This window comes from Sphingobium herbicidovorans, from assembly GCF_002080435.1.
GTDB classification, from domain to species: domain Bacteria; phylum Pseudomonadota; class Alphaproteobacteria; order Sphingomonadales; family Sphingomonadaceae; genus Sphingobium; species Sphingobium herbicidovorans.
This window is the reverse complement of record NZ_CP020538.1, coordinates 109,731-132,685: the sequence shown is the minus strand read 5'-3', so window position 1 is coordinate 132,685 and position 22,955 is coordinate 109,731. Positions and strand designations below refer to the sequence as shown.

General features: G+C 60.8%; 16 protein-coding genes and 1 pseudogene. 6 read left to right on the top strand and 11 right to left on the bottom strand.

Annotated elements, in window-relative coordinates; genetic code table 11:
- The first annotated feature begins 85 nt into the window (after positions 1-85).
- Complete coding sequence (locus B6S01_RS00675; RefSeq protein WP_037466758.1) at positions 86-2,173, top strand: malate synthase G; 2,088 nt, start codon at positions 86-88, stop codon at positions 2,171-2,173.
- Positions 2,174-2,258: 85 nt separating this feature from the next.
- On the opposite strand, the gene B6S01_RS00670 is transcribed toward B6S01_RS00675, so the two are convergent.
- The 9 genes from B6S01_RS00670 to B6S01_RS00630 form a co-directional block, all read right to left on the bottom strand.
- The gene (locus B6S01_RS00670; protein WP_062793000.1) at positions 2,259-3,053 is read right to left on the bottom strand and encodes a Crp/Fnr family transcriptional regulator; all 795 of its coding nucleotides are present in this window, start codon (positions 3,051-3,053) and stop codon (positions 2,259-2,261) included.
- A gap of 66 nt (positions 3,054-3,119) precedes the next feature.
- On the bottom strand, positions 3,120-5,486 hold the full coding sequence (locus tag B6S01_RS00665; protein WP_037466753.1) for a TonB-dependent receptor: 2,367 nt from the start codon (positions 5,484-5,486) through the stop codon (positions 3,120-3,122).
- Positions 5,487-5,530: 44 nt separating this feature from the next.
- Positions 5,531-6,823 (bottom strand): MFS transporter, encoded by a 1,293-nt coding sequence (locus B6S01_RS00660; RefSeq protein WP_037466751.1) that lies wholly within the window; start codon positions 6,821-6,823, stop codon positions 5,531-5,533.
- A gap of 10 nt (positions 6,824-6,833) precedes the next feature.
- Positions 6,834-8,471: a GMC family oxidoreductase gene (locus tag B6S01_RS00655; RefSeq protein WP_037466748.1), complete on the bottom strand. Its 1,638-nt coding sequence runs from the start codon at positions 8,469-8,471 to the stop codon at positions 6,834-6,836.
- Positions 8,464-9,027 carry a thiamine pyrophosphate-dependent enzyme gene (locus tag B6S01_RS00650; RefSeq protein ID WP_197689939.1) on the bottom strand — a complete coding sequence of 188 codons (564 nt, stop codon included), beginning with the start codon at positions 9,025-9,027 and terminating at the stop codon, positions 8,464-8,466. Before B6S01_RS00650 ends, B6S01_RS00655 begins: the two co-directional genes overlap by 8 nt.
- A 48-nt stretch (positions 9,028-9,075) precedes the next feature.
- Entirely contained in the window at positions 9,076-9,606 is a 531-nt protein-coding gene (locus B6S01_RS00645) for a thiamine pyrophosphate-binding protein (RefSeq protein ID WP_037466744.1), read from the bottom strand.
- Between the two features lie 120 nt (positions 9,607-9,726).
- Positions 9,727-10,371 (bottom strand): Crp/Fnr family transcriptional regulator, encoded by a 645-nt coding sequence (locus tag B6S01_RS00640; RefSeq protein ID WP_037466741.1) that lies wholly within the window; start codon positions 10,369-10,371, stop codon positions 9,727-9,729.
- Between the two features lie 559 nt (positions 10,372-10,930).
- Complete coding sequence (locus B6S01_RS00635; RefSeq protein ID WP_037466737.1) at positions 10,931-13,735, bottom strand: TonB-dependent receptor; 2,805 nt, start codon at positions 13,733-13,735, stop codon at positions 10,931-10,933.
- Between the two features lie 183 nt (positions 13,736-13,918).
- Entirely contained in the window at positions 13,919-14,953 is a 1,035-nt protein-coding gene (locus tag B6S01_RS00630) for an AraC family transcriptional regulator (RefSeq protein ID WP_077145338.1), read from the bottom strand.
- Between B6S01_RS00630 and B6S01_RS22060 the strand changes: the two genes are divergently transcribed.
- Together B6S01_RS22060 and B6S01_RS20910 are read left to right on the top strand one after the other, a co-directional pair.
- Positions 14,933-15,739 carry a Crp/Fnr family transcriptional regulator gene (locus B6S01_RS22060; protein WP_407695210.1) on the top strand — a complete coding sequence of 269 codons (807 nt, stop codon included), beginning with the start codon at positions 14,933-14,935 and terminating at the stop codon, positions 15,737-15,739. The two genes, B6S01_RS00630 and B6S01_RS22060, sit on opposite strands and share 21 nt — an antisense overlap.
- A gap of 848 nt (positions 15,740-16,587) precedes the next feature.
- Positions 16,588-16,680 (top strand): annotated as a pseudogene (locus B6S01_RS20910) (IS5/IS1182 family transposase); the annotation flags it as partial.
- A 23-nt stretch (positions 16,681-16,703) separates the two neighbouring features.
- Here B6S01_RS20910 and B6S01_RS00620 read toward each other — a convergent pair.
- On the bottom strand, positions 16,704-17,741 hold the full coding sequence (locus tag B6S01_RS00620) for a rod shape-determining protein (RefSeq protein ID WP_037466730.1): 1,038 nt from the start codon (positions 17,739-17,741) through the stop codon (positions 16,704-16,706).
- Positions 17,738-18,130 carry a hypothetical protein gene (locus B6S01_RS20905; RefSeq protein WP_156103372.1) on the bottom strand — a complete coding sequence of 131 codons (393 nt, stop codon included), beginning with the start codon at positions 18,128-18,130 and terminating at the stop codon, positions 17,738-17,740. The genes B6S01_RS00620 and B6S01_RS20905 overlap by 4 nt, the downstream gene beginning before the upstream one ends.
- A 544-nt stretch (positions 18,131-18,674) precedes the next feature.
- Here B6S01_RS20905 and B6S01_RS00610 point away from each other — a divergent pair.
- From B6S01_RS00610 to B6S01_RS00595, 3 genes are all read left to right on the top strand, one after another.
- The gene (locus tag B6S01_RS00610) at positions 18,675-20,066 is read left to right on the top strand and encodes an exopolysaccharide biosynthesis polyprenyl glycosylphosphotransferase (RefSeq protein ID WP_037466727.1); all 1,392 of its coding nucleotides are present in this window, start codon (positions 18,675-18,677) and stop codon (positions 20,064-20,066) included.
- 748 nt (positions 20,067-20,814) lie between these two features.
- Entirely contained in the window at positions 20,815-21,897 is a 1,083-nt protein-coding gene (locus B6S01_RS00600; RefSeq protein ID WP_407695212.1) for a hypothetical protein, read from the top strand.
- A 26-nt stretch (positions 21,898-21,923) separates the two neighbouring features.
- Positions 21,924-22,931 (top strand): polysaccharide biosynthesis/export family protein, encoded by a 1,008-nt coding sequence (locus B6S01_RS00595; RefSeq protein WP_234810774.1) that lies wholly within the window; start codon positions 21,924-21,926, stop codon positions 22,929-22,931.
- Positions 22,932-22,955: the final 24 nt, after the last annotated feature.

Here is a 22,955-nt window from a genome sequence, read left to right as displayed (position 1 = left end):
AGAGAATGAGTGACATTCATATTGCTTCTCTACCGAAAGGATCGATCCGGGTCTATGTCCGTATGGCAACGAGAGGACGAAGACCATGATCGAGAAAGCCGGGCTACGGATCTCGCCAGTACTGGCGCATTTCATTGAAGAGCGCGCACTGCCGGGCACGGGTATCGAGCCGCAGCCCTTCTGGGCCGGCGTCGCCTCAATCTTCACCCGCTTCGCACCGGAGAATGCGCAGCTCCTGATTCGCCGTGACGAACTGCAGGCGCAGATCGATGGCTGGCACAAGGACAGGGCGGGCGCGGAATTCGAAATCGGAGCCTATCGCCATTTTCTGACCGAGATCGGCTATCTCGTTCCCGAACCCGCGCCCTTCACCATCGGCAGCACCGCTGTCGACGATGAGGTCGCACGCCTGGCCGGCCCGCAACTGGTCGTCCCGATTCTCAACGCCCGCTTCTTGCTCAATGCCGCCAATGCGCGTTGGGGCAGCCTTTACGATGCCCTCTATGGAACGGACGCCATCCCCGGAGCCCCTGCCGGCCAAAACTATGACGCGGCGCGCGGGGCGCGGGTGGTCGCCTGGGCAAAGGCATTCCTCGACAACGCCATCCCTCTCGCCGGCGGCAGTTGGGCCGATCTGGCAAGCGAAGAAATCGTTCTGGCCGACCCCGGTCAATATGTCGGTCGCAGCGAAAAGGGCCGGTTGTTCCGCCACAACGGCCTGCATATCGAGGTCGTCTTCGACCGCGCGCATCCGATTGGTGAGACGGATCCGGCCGGAATAGCCGATGTCATCCTCGAATCGGCGCTAACGGCGATCTGCGACTTGGAAGATTCGGTCGCTGCCGTCGATGCCGAGGACAAGGTTGCAGCTTATGCGAATTGGCTCGGCCTGATGCAGGGCGACCTCACCGATTCGTTCGAGAAGAATGGCACGCTCATGACCCGCGCGCTCAATCCCGACCGTATCTATACGGCGCCAGACGGCGAGGACGTCGTGCTGCCGGGCAGGAGCCTGCTGTTCGTACGCAATGTCGGCCATCTGATGACGACGCCGGCGGTCCTGCTGCCGGACGGAAACGAAGCACCCGAGGGCATTCTCGACGGCATCGTCACCAGCCTGATCGCGATGCACGATCTGGCACGCGATGCCGGCAACAGCCGCGCCGGCTGCGTCTATATCGTCAAACCCAAGATGCATGGGCCTGACGAGACCGGTTTCACAAACCGGCTATTCGATGCGATCGAGGATCTGCTCGGGCTTACCCGCCACACGATCAAGGTCGGGGTGATGGACGAAGAGCGCCGCACCAGCGCCAATCTTGCCGCCTGCATCCACGCCGTGAAAGACCGCATCGTCTTCATCAACACCGGCTTCCTCGACCGCACCGGCGACGAGATACATACGTCGATGCTGGCGGGCCCTATGATCCGCAAGGGCGACATGAAGACATCGGCTTGGATTCAGGCTTATGAGAACCGCAATGTCCAGATCGGGCTTGCTTGCGGCCTCTCGGGCAAAGCCCAGATCGGCAAGGGTATGTGGGCTGCACCCGACCGGATGGCCGACATGCTCGACCAGAAGATCGGCCATCCGAGGACGGGCGCCAACACCGCCTGGGTGCCTTCACCTACGGCCGCGACGCTCCATGCCACGCACTACCACCGAGTCGATGTGTTCGCTCGCCAGAAAGAACGGGCGGCGGAACCGATCGACGGTCTCGACGACCTGCTGACCATCCCGGTGGCCGCTTGGCGGAACTGGTCGCCGGAGGATGTTCGTGAAGAGCTCGAGAATAATGCACAGGGTATACTGGGCTACGTCGTCCGCTGGATCGACCAGGGCGTCGGGTGTTCCAAAGTGCCCGATATCCACGACGTCGGCTTGATGGAGGACCGCGCGACGCTGCGGATCAGTTCCCAACATATGGCCAACTGGCTGCACCATGGCGTCTGCACCGTGGAGGAAGTGGACGCCGCATTCGAGCATATGGCGGCGAAGGTCGACGCGCAGAATGCAGACGATCCGCTTTATCAGCCGATGACGGAACATGCCGACAAGAGCCTCGCTTATAGGGCGGCACAGGCCCTGGTTTTCGAGGGTAGCAGGCAGCCAAATGGCTATACCGAACCGCTGCTCCATGTCTTTCGCGCTCAGAAGAAGGCGGGCGGCTAGCTCTGGCCGATTGCGGTCTGGCAGCTTTTGGGACGCCAACTGGATAAAGCGGATGATTGCACCCCGCCTTCTTGGGCATCGGTCGTTAATATTCGCTAGCAGCAATCTCCATGAACGCGCTCATATCCGTGACGCGGATGTTCGAATATTTGCGTTCGATTACGCCGAGATTCTCCAGCCGCCGCAGCTCCGCGTTGAGCGTCTGCCGCGACACGCCGACCATGTCGGCCAGTTCCCATTGCGCGAGCTGTATCTGGACTGGTTCCGCCTGAGGCTGCTGCACGTCGGCGACGGGAAGCAACGAGAGTATCGCGCGGGCGCAGCGCGACCGGAGCGGCAAAAGCGACGCGTCCGCCAGCCGGTCGTACAGGACCCGGGAGCGCAGACACAGCAAGCGCATTAAATGGCGTGCGAGAACCGGTTCGCTGTCGACGACATCGATGAACGCCGACTTCGGAATGATGAAAAGCTCACACTGCTGGTGCGTGTAGAAATCGTGGATCGCGACCTGATCGTCGAGAATGGGGATAAGATTGACGAGTTGCCCCTGTCCCACGAAGCCCAGCACATGACGCCGACCGTCGAAAGTCGTTATGCTGACCTCTAGAGTGCCGTCGAGGATGATCGCCAAAGCGTCGACCATGTCGCCACGCTGGGAGAGAATCTCGCCATGCGTCATCCGCCGCGTCGAGCCCGCGCGCGCGAAGGCCTCCAGCGCCCGGTCGCTGCAGCGAAGATACCAGTCCTCGCCCTTCACCCGGTCGAAAACCGACCGCGCACGCTTCGCATCCTGTTCCGGCAATGGCCCGCCACCTTCCTCCGACGATCCTAGATCGCCTCGGGATGGGTCCACAACATCAAAGTCGAGAAACCACAGCATGCCATGCCCCTCGCACACGCCGACATGTTCGGCGCATGCGAGGGTAAGTCCGGACAGCAACTGGCGTTAGAAGCGCAGCGTCAGCGACGCGCCATAGGTTCGCGGGCTGGCGTGCGTTTGCCGAATGGCGGTGCTACCGGGGAATACGCCATTGTTGAGGCCGAAGGCGCCGGCGAGCGTCTGGTTGAACATGACGGTCGAATATTGGACGTTGGTGAGATTATTGCCGAAGATCGCCACCGACCAGCGATCGTCGACACCCGCGAGCGTCAGCCGCGCGCTCAGTAGCGCATAGCCGTCCTGGATCGTCTGCGGGTTGTTGTCGGTAATCTGGCTGTTGCGATAATCGGAGACGAAGTTGACGTTCGAGCTCGCGCTCCAGCTCATCCCCGAATTGCCGATATCTCCCTTCCAGTTGAATCCGACCTGCCCGCTCCACGCCGGGGAGAAATTGGCGCGCGTGCCGGTGAGGTCCTGCACCGATCCGGCAGGCAGGCCCGGCAGCGGCGACCCGCCGGGAAAGCTGGTGAACTCGCTGTCGAGATAGGCGAGCGCGGCATTGACGGTGAAATTCCGCGACGGACGCAGCACCGTGTCGAATTCGAAACCCTGCTGCCGCAATGACCCGGCGTTGCGGATGATGAAGCTGACGCCGTCGAAGCTGCGATCCTGATAGCCGTTGATGTCCATCCGATAGAAGGTGAGATTCGCCGTCAGCGCCCGGTCCAGCCATTCAGACTTGATGCCGACTTCATAATTGTCGACCGTCTCGCGGCCGAAGACCCGCCGCGTCGAGACGAGATTGCCCGCCTGGTCGAAGGTGCTGAGCGACGGTGTGCCGCCGCCGCTGTTATAACCGCCCGACTTGTAGCCCGTCGAATAGCTGCCGAAGAGCATCACATCGTCGGTCGGCTTGAAGTTGAGACCGATCCGGTAGGTTAAGCGGCTCTCGCTGAGGTCGGGCAGCGTCAGCGTTTCGGGTGCGCGCAGGATCGAGGCAACGGGGGTCGCGATCGACTGGGCGAAGCTGCCGCTCTTCTCTTCATGCGTCCAGCGCCCACCGAGAACGAGGGTTAGCGGTTCGGCGAGGCGATAGTTGAGCTGGCCGTAAACCGCGTAGCTCGTGGTGTTCTGCGCCATGCGCTGCGTCGTCGCATTCGCCCCGCCGGTCGTCGTCTGGAACGCGTTGCAACCGTCTCGCGCGGCCCCCGCCGGGAGCAGCGTATTGCAGAAACGCGATCCGAGATTGAGGACCTCACCGAGCCGGTACTCTTCGTCGAAATAATAGAGGCCGGCAACGAGGTCGAGCTTGCCGCCGAGCCATTGCTCGGTCGGCGAGATGAATTGCAGTTCGTGGTTCTGGCTCTTGGAATCGAAATAGGATTGGCGCGAGAGCAGCGGCAGCGGCAAGAAGATGACATCGCCATCGAGTTGGTCGTTGCGCCAGTCGCGATAGCTGTTGATGAGCCGGATCTTGCTGTCGCCGAGCGAAAACGTCGCATCGCTCGACAGGCCCCATTGCCGGTCATCAAGATCGGCGGTCACGGCATAGTTCATCACGCGGTCGTTGAAATTCGTATCGGGAAGGTCACCGCCAAGGATGGTGCGCAACTGCGCAAGCTGCGTCGGCGATACCGAGCTTGCGTCGAAGTCGCTGTCGGTGACCCCGTCGCCGCTGATCTTCGTATAGTCCGCCCTGACGATCCATTCGAGATTGCCGAGTTCGGCCTTCACGCTGCCGCGAAGCGCGACATCGTCCTGCTGCCCGTAACGCATCCCGTCATATTCGTTGAACCAGAAGCCGTCGAACCAGCTCCCGGCAGCCGCGAGGCGGACGGCGACCTTGTCATTGAGGGGAAGGTTGACGTGGCCCGCGAGGCGGTAGCGATCGGCATTGCCAACTTCGCCGGTGACTTCGCCCGAAAAGGTGAATTCGGGCTGGGCGGTCCGCAGCGACAGTGCGCCGACGCTCGCGTTGCGGCCGAACAACGTGCCCTGCGGCCCGCGCAGTACCTCGACGCCGTCGATGTCGAGGAAGGTTGCGATCGTCGATCCCGCGCGCGGCACATAGATGCCGTCGAGGAAGACCGCGACGCTGGGCTCGGTCGCGGTATTGCCCGATGCGCCGACGCCGCGGATATTGATCCGGACCGCCGCGCTGGCGGTCGCCTTGTTGACCGAGAAGTTCGGCGTGAGCGCGGAAAGCTCTTCCACCTCGTCAATGTTGGCCGCGGCAAGTGTCTCTGACGAGAAAGCGGCGATCGACACGGGAACATCCTGGAGATTTTCAGCGCGCTTTTGCGCCGTCACCACGATCTCGCTGCCGCTATCGCCGTCGGCGACCGGGGCTGTCGCCGTGTCCTGCGCAAAGACCGGGCAGGCTGCCGTGACCGCAACGCCGCCGAGGAGCAGATGGACGAATTTCCTGGACATAAGACTCTCCCTGTTGATCGAAGACGTGGTTTCGTGCCCGCCTTCTAATTTTGAGTTGGAATGGCGCTCGCCGCACCGAGGCTGGTCGCTTCGCGCGAGCCCGACCGTTCCGGATGGAGGAATTTGGCGCCGATCGCGGCAGCGACGAGCAGCAGGACGCCCGCGACCGCGAACCCCAAATCATAGCCACGCGTCATCCCGCCCGCCGAATATTGGACGAGATAGCCGGTGACGACGGGGGCGAGTATTCCCGCCGTCGACGCGAGCGAATTATCGAGCGCGAGCAGGAAGCCGCGCTGCCGCGGCGGCGTGCATTCGCTGATCATCGCGGGGCCGGTGAAATAGATCGTCTGCGCCATCCCCGCGCCGAGACCGAGCAGGATGATCCGCAAAGTCGGGGTCAAGTCGGGCAGGAGCAATGCGATGTAGCAAAGCGCCGCGACGATCAGCGTGGCGGTGGTCAGCAGCCCCCGCGCGGTACGGCTCTTATGGCCGCTTGCGGAGAGCTTTTGCGACAGGCCGGGCATGAGCAGCCCGAAGACGACATTGATCGCGATGAAGGCCGAGAACATATGACCGGCGGTGATCGCATCAAAGCCAAGCCCGGTTTCGAGATAGACCGGCACCCAGGTCAGCGTAAGTGCCAAGGTCCAGAAGGCCGCGAAATGGGCAATGATGCAGGCGACGAGTGTGCGGTTTCGGGCAAGTTCGCTGAACCCGGCGCGTTCGCTCGCAGTGGCCTCGTTGTCATCTATCAGGCGGCCTTCGCTGCCGAATAGAAGCCAGAGCAGAAGCCACAGACAGCCCAGCGCACCGAGCATCAGGAAATTGGCGCGCCATCCGAAATTGTGGGTGATCTGCGGGATGAGAAGTCCGGCGATGATCAATCCGACCCCGGCGGTCTGGCCGAGGATCGAGGCCGGGAGGGTGCGCTTCGTGTTGGGGAACCATTTGTAAAGCGAATGGACGGCGACGGGCCAAGCGGGCCCCTCGGCCATGCCCAGCAGCACCCGCCCGATCAAGATGACCGCGATCGACGAGGTCAGCGCGAGCGGGAACTGCAGCAGCGCCCATGAGGCCGCCATGCCGGCGATGATCCATTTGGTCGGGAAGCGGTCGGCCAGCAGCCCGCCGGCGATGCCGCCGACCGCGAACAGCCAGAAAAACCCGCCCGCCATCAGGCCGAACTCGGTCGGCGACAGGTCGAGTTCGGCCATCATCGGCACCGCGACGAGGCCGAAGACAATCTTGTCGAGGAAGTTGATCAAGATGAACAGCGCAAGCAGCAGGGCGATACGCCATGCCTTGCCTGGCTGGAACGACTGATCGGCGTTCATCGCGGCGCGCTCAACGCTGGCCGGCGATCAGATCGGCGGCCTTTTCGCCGATCATGATCGAGGCCGCATTGGTGTTCGACGATGGCATGGTCGGCATGATCGAGGAATCGGCGATGCGCAGCCCTTCGACACCCTGCACGCGAAGGTCGGGGCCGACCACCGCCATCGGGTCGCTACCCATCTTGCACGTCCCGATCGGATGCCACGAGGTTTGTCCCGACCGCTTGATATAGTCGAGGAGGCCGGCATCGTCGGCGATCTCTGGACCGGGCCGCGTCTCGCGCACGACGAAGGGCCGCATAGCGTCCTGCGCGACGACGTCGCGCGAAATGCGCAGCGCGTCGAGCATGTCGGCACGATCACCTTCGTCGGCGAGATAATTGGGATCGATCGCGGGGTCGAGCGCCGGATCGGCCGACGTGATATGGATATTGCCGCGCGAGCGCGGGCGGAGCTGGAAGAAGCCGATCCCGAAACCCGGGAACGGATCGAGCCCCATTCCCTTCGCATTTGCATAACGATCCGCGCCGCTGAGATGATGGATCTGGATCTTCACCGCCGGCCGCGCCTCGCGGCTCGTTCGCACCGTCGCATGGGCGGTAGCCGACGGCGTCGCCATCAGCCCCTTCTTCGTGAGGAGATATTTGGCGCCCATCGTCAGCATCTTGATCCGGCTCGCGAGGATCATGTTCAGCGTGTCGGAGCCGGTACATTCAAAGGTGATGCGCGACTGCAGATGGTCGAGGAAATTTTCGCCGACCCCCGGCAGCTCCGCGACCGGCTCGATACCGAGTGCCTGGAGGCGCGCGGCCTGCCCGATACCCGACAGCTCGAGGAGTTGCGGCGACCGGATCGGACCGGCCGACAGGATCACTTCCCTCGCCGCGCGCGCAGTGACCAGCCTGCCGTTCTGGCTGAACTCGACACCAACGGCGCGTTTGCCCTCCCACAATATGCGCGCCGCGCGGGCGCCCGTCTCGATGCGAAGATCGGTATTCCGTGCGGTGCGCTTCAGATAGGCCCGCGCGGTGCCGCACCGCTCGCCGCCTTCGGTCGAAAGCTGGAGATAGCCGACGCCTTCATAACCGCCGCTGTTCGAACCCGCACGGCCGCCATTATAGTCGCGCGTCTGCGGAATGCCGGCCTCGCGGCACGCCGCGACGAACGCTTCGGTCAGCGGATCGGCGTCGGGAGCGAGCGAGGTGACATGCACCGGCCCGCCGCGTCCGCGCGTCGCCCCATCGCCTTCGGGGAAATCCTCCATGCGCCGGAAATAGGGCAGCAGGTCGTCATAGCCCCAACCCTCGCACCCTAGGTCGCGCCAATGGTCGAACTCCTCCGGATCGCCGCGAACATAGACCATGCCGTTGACCGAGCTTGATCCCCCCAGCATCCGCCCCATCGGCAGATAGACATTTTGGCCGACAAGATTGGCCTGCGGAACGGTCTGAGAAGGCCAGACATAGTCGGGGTTCTGCAGGATTTTCGCGATGCCGATCGGCGTGCGGACCCAGAAATCATCCTGCCGCGCGCCGCCCGCTTCGAGCAGGAGTATCTTCCCTGCGTTTCGTTCGGCGAGCCGCGATGCGAGCGTCGCGCCCGCCGAACCCGCGCCGACGACGATGATATCGGCCTGGATTTCAGTCATTGCCGCGCTCCGCGAGCCACGCCGACAGGGCGACCGCCTCGGCGCCCATCCGGACGAATTGCTGCGGCGGGATCTCGAACTGGGTGTTGGCACCCGGGATCGGCGGCGGCGGAGTGACGCGAAGCTCGGTAAAGATGGGGCCGTCTTCCGCGAGGATCGCGGGAAGCGCTTCGGAAAAGGCGGCTGCGTCCGAGAAACTGGACGCTCCACGATAACCGGCCGCTTTCGCCATCGCCGCAAAATCGACGATATCTTCGGCAGGTGTCGCGAGGTTCGAAAAGCCCGAAAACTGCGTGCCGTTGCGGATGACGAAATGATGGAAATTGCGCGGCTGCCGTTCGGCGACCGTGGCGAGGCCGCCGAGCTGCATCAGCAGGCTCGCGTCGCCGTCGACGACGATCACGCGCCGATCCGGCCGGCCGATCGCCAGCCCCAGCCCGATGCTCGCGGCGCCCCCCATCAGGGGGACCGAATTGATCCGCGGCTGCGCGGCGCCGAGCTGGTCGAACGCGCCCATCGCGCCCATCGTTGCGACCAATATGGCGCCGCCGCGCACGCCCTCGATGATGCGGCAGGCTTCGTTGATGTCCATGTCGTGCGCCTTTCAGTTCCAGCCCGTGGGGGCGCCAACGATCAGGACCGCGCTGCGGCTTTCCCTGTCGGCATAGGCGAAGGCCTCATCCATACCGGCAAGGTCTCCTTCGGTTTCGAGCCGCCAGAAGCGGACGCCGAGCGCGTTCAGAATGGGCTCCAGAAGCTTGACGGTGTTGCGCTCGGACAGGTTCGGGTCCTGCCCGAAATTGCCGAATTCGCGGCCGAAATGCCCGACGAGAAACACCACGGGGATCGACGCATCGAGGCAGACGGCGCGGAGCGCGTTGACGCAGGCATAGAGGCCCTGGTTCTGGATGACGGTGATCGGACGTTTGCCGGCGATCCTGAGGCCCGCGGATACGCAGACGGCCTGGTCCTCGTTGCTGCAGCGGACGAGCTCGAGCCCATCGACCCCGGCCTCGACCCGCTCGTGCAGCGCGAGCTGGATCCAGTCCGGCACCGTTACGAAGTGATCGACCCCGTTTCGCTGCAGCGCTGCGAGACAGGCCGACGCCGGAATATTGTACGGATGCGCTTCCATTCGCTTCCTCTCCCATTATGTTTGGAAGCGGGTTACGCCGGACGGCGAGGCCGGTCTGTCAAGTTTGCGACTTTTGCCGCCACCCGGTGAACGCAATCGTTGGATCGGGTCTGTCGCGGCCTATTCGGAATCTGGATCGGCCGCCCGCCCGGCAAGGGATCCAAGCAGCCGGATATAGCCATAGTGCCGCCGGACCTGATTTTGCTTCGCGAGGTCGGTCAGTGCGGCGCCCAGCGTCACGCGCGAGACACCGAGCAGGTCGGCGAGCTGCTGCTGCGTCGCGCGAACGATGTCACGGCCGGCATCGCTCCGCGCGATGGTGACAAGCAGATTGGCGAGCCGCTCGGTCGCGCTCAATCGCCGGTCGGCATCGATGGTGTCGAGCGCGCTCGCGAGCTGCCGCGACAGACTCCGCAGCAGCAATTCGGCCCAACCGACATCCGCGGCCATCAGCTGGCGCAGCAGGGGCCGATCGATGGCGATCATGCTGGCGCTGCCGTCGGCGATCGCGTCGACCTGCCTCGGCACATCGGTGAAGAAGGCAAGCTCGCCGAACAGGTCTCCCGCGGCGAGAACCGCGAAGTGGGTGAAGACGCCGTCTTCGGAATGACGGCCGATGGTGACATGACCGTCGACGACCGCCCAGAAGGCATCGCCCGGATCGCCCTGGTGCTGAATGAATTGTCCGCCAGAAAAATGCTGAACCCTTGCGCGCGCGGCCAGTTGCGCGAGCTCGCGCGCGGAAAGCCGTGATCGCTCGGCCATCGCAAAATGATAACTTCTTTGCATTCCCGCATGCTCTGCTGAGGCACCGGGAACGCAATGGCAAGCGGCAATTGCTGTGGCCGATCTTTCCGGAGAACAAGGATATGGATGCCGGCATCCCCGGTGCATATCCATGGGTCCCGATGGCTCGCGGTATCGCGGTCGAATGATGGCCGTTTAGGGTAGGTCTGCTTACGGGGGATCCCACGACACGGGAGGCGCGGTTGCTGTGCGTCAGGCGGGCGCTATCGAGCCCGACCGCCTGCACTTTCGAGCCATGTAGATATCCGCCACAGCGCCTTCTGGCGCCAGGAAGAACCGGCCCTGCCCCTCTACCGACGGTCCGCTTCCGGTCGTCAAAAGGACAGAGCGGACTCCACCGAAATGATGAACCAGAAGCATCGGGCGCGACCTTCCCCGCATATCGGGAAATGGGGAACCTTGGCGCCCGGTAAATGTGGCACGAAAAAAAATGCTACCGCGCAATGATATTTGCGCGGCAGCAGTGATCCTGCGTTCCCGAAAATGAGAGGTGGGTTCGAACGCAGGCTGTGGAGGTTTAGAAATTCACGCGGAAGGTCGCGCCGAAGGTGCGCGGATCGCCCGGAATGCGGAAGATCGTCGTGGCGTTCGATTTGACCCCGATGGCATAGTCGGTTTGGTTCAGGTTGCGACCCCAGATCGAGAATTCCCAGTCATTGTCGTCGCCGTCGAACAAGGTGATGTTCGCGTTGAGCAACCCGTAAGCCTTGATATCGTAATAATGCTCCTTCGGGCTGGACTGTTCCGGTATCTTTTCACCAAATTCCTCATAGGCGAACTGGGTGCTTCGCATGCCAATCGTCTTTGACTGCCAGCGATAGTTCACCGTCGCACGCAGGCCAAGTGCCTCACCAAGTGAGGTGTTGAACGACGCACCGCCGCTCAATGCCCATTTGGGAACGCCGAAGCCCGATCCATTGTAGCTTGCCAAACGTCCCAGTTCGTTGACTGCAGTTGGGTCGGTTTCGAGGATTTTGGTTTTGAGATAGAGAGCGTTACCAAACAGGGTGATGCCCCGCACCGGCTCGACGCTCAGGTCTCCCTCGATACCCCAGGCTTTCGATTTGGGCACATTGACCAGCGCTGCGAGGGTCGTGAACACTGGATCCTTGTAATATCCCGACAATTGCTTATCGCGATAATCATAATAGAAGCCGCCGACACCCAATCGGAAGCGATCGATATCGAGGCGGGCACCGGCTTCGTAGGCGGTTAGTTCTTCCTGCTTTACCGGAGCATCCTGCTTTTCGGAATTGGCGGTGTTGAGCGGGTTGACCCCCGACTTATACCCGCGCGAGGCAGAGGCATAAGCCATCAATTCCGGGACAGGCCGCCAGCTCAATGCCGCGCGCCACGAGAAATTGCTCTCTTTCTGGATATTGTGGACCTCGCCGCGCTCAAAATGCGGAACCTCTCCCTTTTCGTCGTCAATCCGGGTGCCATCCTGATACATGGTCAGACATTCGTTCGGCTTGGCCGGAGCGTCGGGAATGGCTGCCTTTCCATACGCCCTTTCTATCAGGTAAAGCACCCCCGAGTGGGCGCCGAGGAGGGCGTTGCCGTTGACGTCCTTTGTACAGCCCCGGAATTCGAGGCGATCCCAAGTGTAACGGGCGCCTCCGCTCAGGGTCAGCGTATCGGTAACCGCCCATTCGGCGTTGGCGAGAAGGCTTTTCGTCTCGACGTCGAATTGGCCCACATCGCGAAGCGAGCGGAACGCACCGGCCCGATCGTCGTCGCTAACCTGTTCGATATACTCGTCATATCCGGGGAGCCCCTCGGCGACGTTCGCGCCATTGGAAAAATATCGCCGAACCGCCTGCGAGTTGGAGTTGTTAAAGATATTGCTCCGGATATTTTCCTCGATCTTGTCCTTCCCATAATAGCCGCCAACCGACCATTTGACCGGACCCGTATCGCCCTTCAGCTGCAGTTCCTGCGACCAGGACTGAATCGATCCCTTGGGATTCTGGATCAGAACTTCATAGGGTGCACCGCTGACATCCTGCAGCGAATCGCGGCTGAGTTTCTGGAAGTTGCTGAGCGATATCAGCCGCAGACCATCGGAAATATCATATCCGATATCGAGGCTGGTGGACCAGAAGCTGGTATTTTCGTTCAGCTTGCCCGGCAAAGCTTCGCTGTTGCCAATACCGTCGGCGCGGCCCGGCACCACATCCTGAAAAAAGGGATGATTATAGATAAAGCTGTCAGGATCATATCCACGAACGGCAGCGTGTCGATATGACGTCTTATGTGCAGGTGACCAGTCTGCTGTCCGGTTGTCCCATTCGCGGATATGATCCTTCGGATAGACATATTCCTCAAGCTCAAAATCATATCCGCCATTATAACATTCTGTATCGTCAGCCGGGCAAGGGGCGCCAACGAACTCCCTCAAAGTGTCATTCGTCGAGAGCGCCGCCGCACCATTCCCATATTTCTGGTCTGCGCCGGGGGTCAGGCCGATCGCCTGCATCGCGCGGGTGTCCGATTCATTCTTCCATCCCGACAGCGTCAGCGTAATGTCCAGCCCCGGCGACGGATCGGCCGCGAGGATCAGGCGGGCGCCTGTATTGTGAACCTCGCCCAGCCGGTCTTCGGGACGCGATTCGCTCCGCTGCCAGCCTTTCATGCTTTGCTCGGTCCGGAAAGCGAGGCGCGCTTTCAGCCATGGCGAAACCCGTCCGCTCAGAAAGCCTTCGAGATTGAATGTCTCATAATTGCCAACGTCGATCGCGAGCGACCCCGTATATTCCTCGGTCGGCTGGTTCGACGTCAGGTTGATCACCCCCGCGGTCGTATTGCGGCCGAACACCGTGCCCTGCGGTCCTTTGAGCACCTGCGCGCCACCAAGGTCGAAGACCGGACCCAATTGCGTGAAAGGATAGGGATAGGCGATATCGTCCTGATACAGCGTCACCGTCGGCGAGGCCGACATGTTGATCGCGTTGAAGCCGATGCCGCGAATGCTGTATTGCGGCGTGCCCTGATAGCTGCGCGACACGGTGAAGGACGGCGCAACGAGATTGAGGTCCTTGACCGAATTGATTTTCAGATCCTGCAGGCGTTCGGCAGGAATATCCTGGATCGCCATCGGGATTTTCATGAGGTTCGTTTCGAGACGCTCGCCGACGACAAGGATTATGTCCTTATCAGCATCGGTTGCAGCGGCGTCGGCGCTGTCGGCGCTTGCGCCATCTTCGGCCGCGTGCGCAGGCATGGCGAAGGCGATTGCGATGGCCGGTAGCGCTGCCCCGAACAGCAGGCGTGCAACAAGACCCCGCCGACGCGGCGATGCCGCGCGTTCCACATAATTCATCAAAGTCCTCCCAAATACTCCGGTCAGTGAGCCGGCACGCAATCCCGCTTGGCGATGTCCCTGGTCCCGGGGAGGGCCCGCCATTTCCGGAATACTCTTTCGATATGGCCTTGTTTTTCGGCCAACAATGACCCGAGCGCGCAAAGTGGGGGGACTTTATCGCTTAAAATGCCCCCCCTCGCCTTATGTCCCCTTTGGTCCGCTCCGGCGGTACGAGGCGGGTGGCGATCCGAACCAGCGCACGCACGCCCGGCGCAGGCTGCGGACATCGGAGAATCCGGTGTCCGCCGCGATGGCCTCGAGCGGCATATCGGTCTGGAGCAGCGCCTCGACGGTATCGCGCTTCATCCGGTCGAGCCGCGCCCGGAACGACGTCCCATATTCGGACAGGTGGCGTCGCAGCGAAGCCGGGCTCATATGAAGCCGCGCCGCGACCTCGGCCTCGAGATGGACGCCCGTGGTGAGGAGTTCGTCGACGCGCGCGACGAGCGGGCTTTCGGCTACATGTTCATGCCGGTTGATCTTGTCGGCGAATTCGCGAAGCAGCGCGCGGAATTCGGGAAGTTCCTTGCTCGCCCAACAATCATATTTTTGCGGCTGGAGCGGTCGCGCGCCATCCGCGCGATCATAATAGATGGTCACGCCGGTACCGCGCCGGACGACGGGGCAAGCCAGAATGTTGAGCATCGACACCTCGTGCCGTGCGGCGGGCTCTGCCGCGCGAACCTGGACCGGCCGTAGCCTTCTACCGGTGAGCCACCGAAACGCGCATTGCAGCGACATGGCCAGAAATTCGACGCCGACTTCTGCCGCCGGTCCGCCCTGCCTCGGTTCGAGGGACAGGGCCAGCGAGGTAGGATTGCTGGTGACTTTCGCCGAAAGTTCGGGGCGCAGAATCTCGATCGCGCCGACGGTGCGCTCGAGCGCATCGGCGAAACTCAATCCCTGTCCTGCGGCGGACACGATCAGGCCGAACGCGCCAAACCGGACCTCGGGTCCGTTGGCAAGGCTCTCACGATAAGTCGATCGGAAATAATGGAGGCAAAGATTGACGAAGGTGATCGACGAGAGGCTGTCGTCATCGCCTGCATTGTCGCCCGCATTGTCGTTTGTAGCAGCGAGCATCGCTTCGCTCGCAGCCTTTCCCGCAATGAGCCGGAGATAATCCCGGGGCACGCGGAAATCCTCGACCGAGAAATGTTCAGGCCTGCTTTTCATCCCGCGGTCCACTGCCTGCTTCCCACAAATGATTGCCGCAAACCGCATCCCCTCCCCCATGCGCGAAAGATTGCGGCTTGCTATTGCGCACGCAATGCCACAACTCGATGTCCGGAAATGCCAAAGAGCTATCATTTAGCGACGCCGGAGCGATCAGAACTTTCCGCGCGCGAGTTCGCGGAACTGACCGCGTACGCAAAGGTCCAGCATTTCGCCGATGGCCAGTTCGTCCAGCATCGGGGCGATCCGGGAGACGTCTTCTGGGCGATCCTCGATGGCCATGTCACCATCGGCCGGCATTCCGAAGATGGCGTTTTTACCCATTTCGCAGTTCTCGCTGCGGGCGCCATGTTCGGGGAGCTGGCTTTCCTTACCGGCATGCCGCGACAGGATGATGCGATCGCTCAAGGCGAGGCGAGCCTGATCGCCATCGATCGGCCTTTGCTGCACCGGTTGATTGCCGCGGATGTCAGATGGGCCGAATTGATGATGGCAAACCTGGCGCAACGGCTCGGGGGCGCACTCAACATCATCGACGCCGAACGACGATTGAACACGACCGAACGGCTCGCAAACATGCTTGTCGTCATGGCGCGGAACGAAGCCGGTCGTGATGTGGCCCGCGCGACGCAGCAGCAGCTCGCGGACCTGCTCGGCGTCTCGCGCATGACGCTCGGCGCCTCGCTGGCCGAACTCGCGCAGCAAAATCAGGTCCGGCAGCATTATGGCTATATCCAGCTGCTCGGCTCCCTTGCCGAGCGCGCGGCCAACCTCGACCCTCCGTAACCGATGGAGGCCGGCGACAGGTCAGTTCCAGCGAAGCTTCCCAAGAAGCGGATGCGTAGCCAGTCTTCCAGTGGCCAGGCGCTCTCCGGGAACCTATGGCCGACGGCATGATATCCCCCGTCCGGACGAGGATCGACAATCTGCCGAGAGATTCTTGCCGGCCGTTTGACCTTGAACGGCTAGCTCATCGGCCAATCCAACGAATGTCCACTGTCGGGCATCGTACGGCGCGCGCCGAATGTCCACAATCGGGCGCTGAACTGACACTCAACCCGATATCCGTTGTAGGTGAATTTGTGCCGTAGGATATGGTAGAGCATGTTAGAATTCGGTTGCCAGAATTAGAATGAATTGAACACGGATGCACCTAAGTAACTAACATTAAAAAATAAAAATAATGGCCACCGCGCTCTTAATCAGCGGGTCCTAGGTTCGAGCCCTAGTGCGTCCACCATTTTTCTTACTTCATAATCAAGAGTTTACGTCGAGGCCGGCGACAAGTCTGAGCCGTAGACCCGCATGCCAGGTTCGCGTACTCGCATTGGCAAGCGCTTGCCCGAGATGTGAACACAAGAACCGGATGCTTTCCCTTCTCCCGCCGTAACACGCCCAGCGGCACCCATCGTTCAGGGGAATGCCAAGCGCCTTCCCGCTCTTGGTTTCGCCGTGCCCGATCGTGACGACGCGCCGGGTCATATCGACCTGATCCCATCGCAGATATAGTATGTTGCCCTAACGCAGGCCGGTCGGCAAAGCGAACAGGACCGCCTCATGCTGGTGTTCAGGAGGCGAATCCCGCCACTGCCAACCGCAAGGTCCACACCATTCCGACAAGCACCCACCAACAGCGCCTGAAGGACTGGCGACATATCGCAACCCGCTACGACCGCTACGTCCAAACCTTCATGTCCGCCATCGCAACCGTCAGCTTCTGGCTCTGATCAATGAGTCCTGATCCCGCCTATCAGGAAATGGTTAGGACCCCCTGATAGGCGGGGTCTTCCAACGCCTTCCCAGCCCCCATCGCGACGCACATCAGCGGTGTGTCGGCCACCTTTACCGGTAGTCCGGTTTCTTCCATCAGTGCTTCATCGAGCCGCCTGAGCAGTGCCCCGCCGCCAGTCAGCGTTATGCCTTCGTCGATGATGTCGGCGGCTAGCTCAGGCGCGGTCTGTTCCAGCGCCGTTCTCACCGCCATCTTGATCTGTCCAACCGGTTCAGCGAGTGCATCGACGATCTCGGCCTCACTTATGCTCATTTCGGCGGGCCGACCATTCACCAGATCTCGACCTTTGACGATGATCCGTCGCCCTTCCCCATCAGGAGGAGTAGCAGCTCCAATTTCACATTTCACGCGCTCGGACGTCGCTTCGCCTATCATCAAATTATGATTGCGGCGGATATGCGAAGCAATGGCGTCGTCCATCCGGTCGCCTCCGACGCGCGCGGAATTGCTGTAGGCGATGCCCCGCAGCGACAGCACTGCAACCTCGGTCGTGCCGCCGCCGATATCGACCACCATCGCGCCGCGCGGTTCGGTAACGGGCAGGCCTGCGCCGATCGCCGCAGCCATCGGCTCTTCGATCAATTGTACACGAGCTGCGCCCGCGTTCGCGGCTGCATCGCGAAGCGCACGCCTCTCAACCATGGTGGAACCAGAGGGCACGCAAACGACAACTTCGTGACGTCGACCAAAACGGCTTCCGTCCAGCGCTTTATCGATGAAATGCTTAATCATCTGCTCAGCGACGTCGATGTCGGCAATGACGCCGTCGCGCAGAGGTCTGATCGCCTGGATGTTCGCGGGCGTCTTGCCCATCATGAGTTTGGCCTCATTGCCCACAACCTTGACCTTACGAAAGCCCTGTCGGGTTTCAATAGCGATCACCGACGGCTCGTTCAGCACAATGCCTCGATCCCGAACGTGAATGACTGTGTTAACGGTGCCCAGGTCGATGGCCATGTCGTAGGCGGAGGACGAAAGGAACCGAGGCAATTTCATCGCAGGAAAGCAATCTTTTTGAGAGGCCATGAGGAAGCCTGCCCCCTGCCCATGCCTTCGCGTGAGCAGAAGAGCCGTGCGACGACCCGTCCGGTTAGCGGGGCCAAGCGAAGGCTCGACGGATCGATCGCAATTGATAAGAACAGGCAGATACGAGTTTGCCGCTTGTCAGAGCAAAGCAAGCACAATGGATATTGCAAGGGAATAATATAAAATTCCATTGCTACCACCAAGCTGAAAATGGCGCTTCGCTCGGTTGCAGCGCCAAAATTTACAATCACATAGCGCAAAACTCTACTCGCTGGCGATGACATGTCGCATTGCATAACGCTCTTCTTTTTTCCGGCGAAGCTTCTATTTTGCTGATATGATTGGATCAGCCCGTTCAAGGCATTTTTGCAGATGATCGACCTGTCGCCTCAGCCTCACGATGAAAGCTCCAGCGCTGCGGAGCTTCATTCGAAACCGCGCCCCGATCCAATTTTAGCCGCGCCGCCAGAGACGGTTCGGCCAAGAGGCAGCTGGGCTTTTACGCATGACCAGGGCGAGGTGGCGATCCAACTGCTATCCCGCTGGGCTGGTCCACTCGCGCTACTGATCTCGGTCATTCTCTTGGGCTGGTGGCTTTTGGGCTGATTCGGAGGCTCGACCGAACTGATTCGTTCAAGGGGTTCGATTGAACGGTAAATTTTTGCTTGAATATTCCCGTCCTCGAATTTCAACTCATCGCGCAACCGGGGCGTCATGTCCTTCGAGACCAACGGATCATCGGAAAAGATCGTCCGGGCGTCCCAGTGCTGATTGCTAGGCCCTGACATTTATGTCCTGCTGCTGCGCAACATAAATCAAAAGGCAGCGGATGTCTGATGCAATGCGCGCCGATCGATTAAGGTCGGCGAACATTTTGACGTCAGGACATAAAAAGGGTTGCAGATGTCGAAAATTGATCTGGCGATCGAAGGTTTTCCCAGTCGCCAGCCGGTAACAGCCGCTGTCCAGCGGAATGTGAGGCTTTGGCTGTGCATGCTGCTGCTGGCCGCCGATCTTGGCGCGTTGGCAACGGGCTTTGCCCTAGGGCTTCGCACGACCGGCATGCCATTGCTGTCCAGCGAACTTTGGCAACCTCTTGCAGGCGGCATGATCGTCTACGGAGTCATCGCCTTCCACAACCAGGCCTACAATCCTGTCTGCCTTACTCGCATTACGCCCAGCCTGCGTAACGCATCTATGGCTTTGGCCGCGACGCTTCTGATCTTCCTGCTTGTCGTTTTTTCGCTTAAGGCGACGGGTCAGTTATCACGCTTGGGCATTTCAGCAGGTATCATTTGCAGCGGCGCTTTGCTGGTGGCGCAAAGGCTGCTCATTGTCCGGGCAGTGCGGCGCAATTTCAGCGACGATTTATTTGCCCAGTTGCTAATCATTGATGGTGGCACGATTCCGCACGACGTAAACGGCATGGTCATCGTCGATGCGGATGCCGCGGGGATCAAAGCTGACCTCGACGACCCATATATGCTTCACCGTCTAGGCACCTTGCTCCGGGATTTCGACCGGGTTGTCATATCCTGCCCCACCGACCGCAAGGCCGATTGGGCCCAAATGCTGAAGGGCGGAAATATCCTGGGCGAGATCATCGTTCCCGAACTGGATCACATGGCGCCGCTGGCCGTTCAGACTTATCGTGGCGTTTCAACACTCGTCGTCGCCCGTGGCCCGCTAAATCTTGCGAACCGGGCGAAGAAGCGACTGCTGGACATCGCGATCACGGTGCCGCTGCTGATCGCCCTGGCACCCTTGATGATCGCCATTGCCATCGCCATCCGGCTTGATTCAGCAGGCCCTGTATTCTTCAAGCAGGAGCGGATAGGTCGCGGCAATCGCCTGTTCCATATCCTGAAGTTTCGCAGCATGCGCGTTGAACAATGCGATGCGGCCGGAGCCGCTTCGACGCGACGAGATGATGATCGCATCACCCGTGTCGGGGCTTTCATCCGCAAGACCAGCATTGATGAACTGCCGCAACTGATCAACGTGCTGCTGGGAGAAATGAGCTTGGTTGGCCCCCGTCCGCACGCGCTGGGATCAACTGCGGAGGAACAGCTCTTCTGGCAGGTCGACCGCCAATATTGGCACCGCCACGCGCTGAAGCCGGGCATCACGGGCCTTGCACAAATCCGTGGATTTCGGGGAGCAACGGAAACCCGGCGCGACATCCTCAATCGGGTCGAAGCCGACCTGGAGTATCTCCATGGCTGGAGCCTGATGCGCGATATCGGGATTCTGATCGGAACGCTCAATGTGCTTGTTCATCGAAACGCTTACTGACCGCATCACCGCTAACCGCGATGATGCGTGGACTTTCTGCACCAGCCTTTTGATTTTGCGATGAAATGACGACGTTTTCGCCCGCATGAAAACTGTTTGTTAACCGTGAAATCGGATATGTCCGTTATCACGAACAGGGCGGATCAAAGACGTGGCGGATGATTTTGCGACGGTTGCTGTTGCGCAACCTTCTTCCTTGAACAATGCGGTTCAGGGACGGAACGAGATAACGGTAGAGGCTATGCCTAGGCCGTTTGCTGATCGAGCAGATCGCGGTGTCGAAATCTTCTCTCGTTGGGCCGGCATCTTCGCATTTGCGGCAGCAGTCGCGGCCATAGCCTGGATCATTTTCTAGAACGACGCTCGGCCAAAAACTTGCGCCATCATGAACGGACGGCAATGCTCAACATTGCTGCCAGATGAACGCTTTTAGCCGGAAACCCAGTTGTTAACGGCGGTCATTTTTGTGACCAACCGAACCGTTGCTTAGTCGCGACAAGCCGTTTTCCTAATGGTTCGCTTTGCGTGCAAACCCGACTAGCATGCCCATATTGCTGCAATGCAATAAAGGGTTGCACGTTTGGATATTGCATACACACCGCGTTTGCGGCGGCTCCTTTGTGCGCCTGCAAACCAAGAAATTTTTCCACTCTGCTGCGCGGTAGCTGCGTCGCTGGGCGCCGTCACTTGGGCGGTGAACCCCGGTTCCGCTGCCGCGCAAGCAACGCAGGTCGATGACAAATCCCGTATCAAGATAATGGGCCTCAATGCCACGGCCGGTCTCGATCTGCTCTATGATGACAACGTCTACCGTGTTGACGATCGGGTCGAAGATCCTAACACGGATCTTATAGTCACGCCGTGGGCGGAACTGACCTATGGCAAGCCGATCGGACGGCATGACCTGCTCCTTCGTGGACGGGTTGGTTATGACCGCTTTATTTCAGAAGGGCAGCGCAGCAAGCTGCGGCTCGACACAGAGGCGAAGGCGGTGATCCGCTTCGGGGCCACCTGTTCGGTCACTCCGTTGATTTCCTATCGGCAGCAGCGCGCTGACTATGGCGACCTCAACCAGCAGACGGAAAATCTTCAGCGCTTCGCAACATTCGGAGCAGAGCTCGACTGCGAACGCCCCGGCTTGTTTCCTGTCGCCAATTATCGCCGAGATCTGACCCGCAACGCTGATGCATTCGACTTCGCCGACCAGACCAGCGATACATTTCTGGCTGGCGTCGGCTACAATATGCCCAGCCTCGGCACGGTCACCGCTTTTTACGAGCGCGTGAACAGCGATCGACGCAATCTTGGAATCGAGAACCGGACCAACAGCTACGGCCTAAGGTTCAAGCGCGAAGTATCCCCGATCACGCAGATGGATGCAGAAGTCCGCTGGCTTGATGTGGCCAGCGATTCAGCGGCGGTGGGCAGCTATGACGGCTTGGGTTGGGACGTCAGCCTGTCCACTGGCATCATTCCCCGTCTGAAGCTGACGGCGACCACCGAGCGCAGTATCGTCAACGACAGCCTTATCGCCAGCGGCTTCGCCATTCGCACAAGACACCGGCTGGAAGGCGCGTTCGCGATTTCAGAACTCACCTCAGCGGGTCTCTATGGGGAATTGGAACGGCGCAAATTCCGGCAGGACGCGGCGCTGCGCCCCTTCTCTATCACCGCGGACCGGAACGTGCGGTTGGGGGCGATGTTGCAGCGCAAGCTGTCCGATCGCTTCGATATTTCGCTCGACGCCCAACGCTATAAGCGACGCACAGACACAGATGTAGCCGAATTCAGTGGAACCCAGGTGACGCTGGGCGCGGCGCTCAGATTTTGACCCTCATTATTGAAGGAGCACGAGCTGTGAAAACAGAGACTCTCCTGACCAGCCTCTCGATCTGCCTGGCGGCGGCCGTCCCCGTGGCTGCCACGGCTCAGACGGCCGGGGCGGCTGTCAGCACTGCCAGCCCAACGGCGCCGACGGCGGAAGCCGGGTATCAACTAGGGCCCGATGACGAAGTGAAGATCTCGATCTTCGGACAGCCTGATCTTTCAGCCACTACCCGGATAAAAGCCGATGGCACCGTAGCGCTCGCCCTGATCGGTCCCGTTCAAGCGCGAGGCAAAACGACGTCGCAACTCGCTCAGGCGATTGCGGCAAATTATGCGAGCGGCGGCTTTCTCACCAACCCATCGGTCAATGTGGAAGTCAGTAATTATGTCAGCCGCTTCGTGACCGTACTTGGGAATGTGCCGCAGGCAGGCAATTATCCACTCGATCGAAACTACAGTGTGGCATCGATGCTGGCAAAGGCCGGCGGTTCCACGAAGGATGGGGCCAACGCCGTGATCCTGACCCCTGCGGACGGCAGCGGGCCGGTTCGGATTTCTCTGGCGGACATGGCGGTCGGCGGCAGCCGGCAGTTGAAGCCAGGCGACATCCTTTACGTGCCGCCAGCTGAAAAGATCTATGTGTACGGCCAGGTACAGCAACCCGGCGCCTTTTCATTCGCGCCGGGCCAAAGCTTCCGCCAGGCGCTTGCGCTGGCTGGTGGACCGACGCTGGCGGGTTCAACGAAACGCATAAAAGTACGCCGGGGGGGAAGGAAGTGCAGGCGAACCTGGATGATCCAGTTCAGCCTGAAGACGTCCTCATCATCCGGGAGAAGCTGTTTTGACCGCAATCGATCATGGCTTCGCGCAGGACCGGCCAAGCGGCATGCTGGACTGGCTCGCTTCATTTCGCCGCGGCATGCCGCGCACGGAAGCCCCGACCCCAGGCCCGCGCACGACAGCGGCAGAACCTCTTTTGCTGGACACGCCCGTTCCCCCTGGCTTTCGGTCGGTCCACCAAACCGAAGAAGCTCATGAAGCTCCTCGCCCCTTATCAATGGG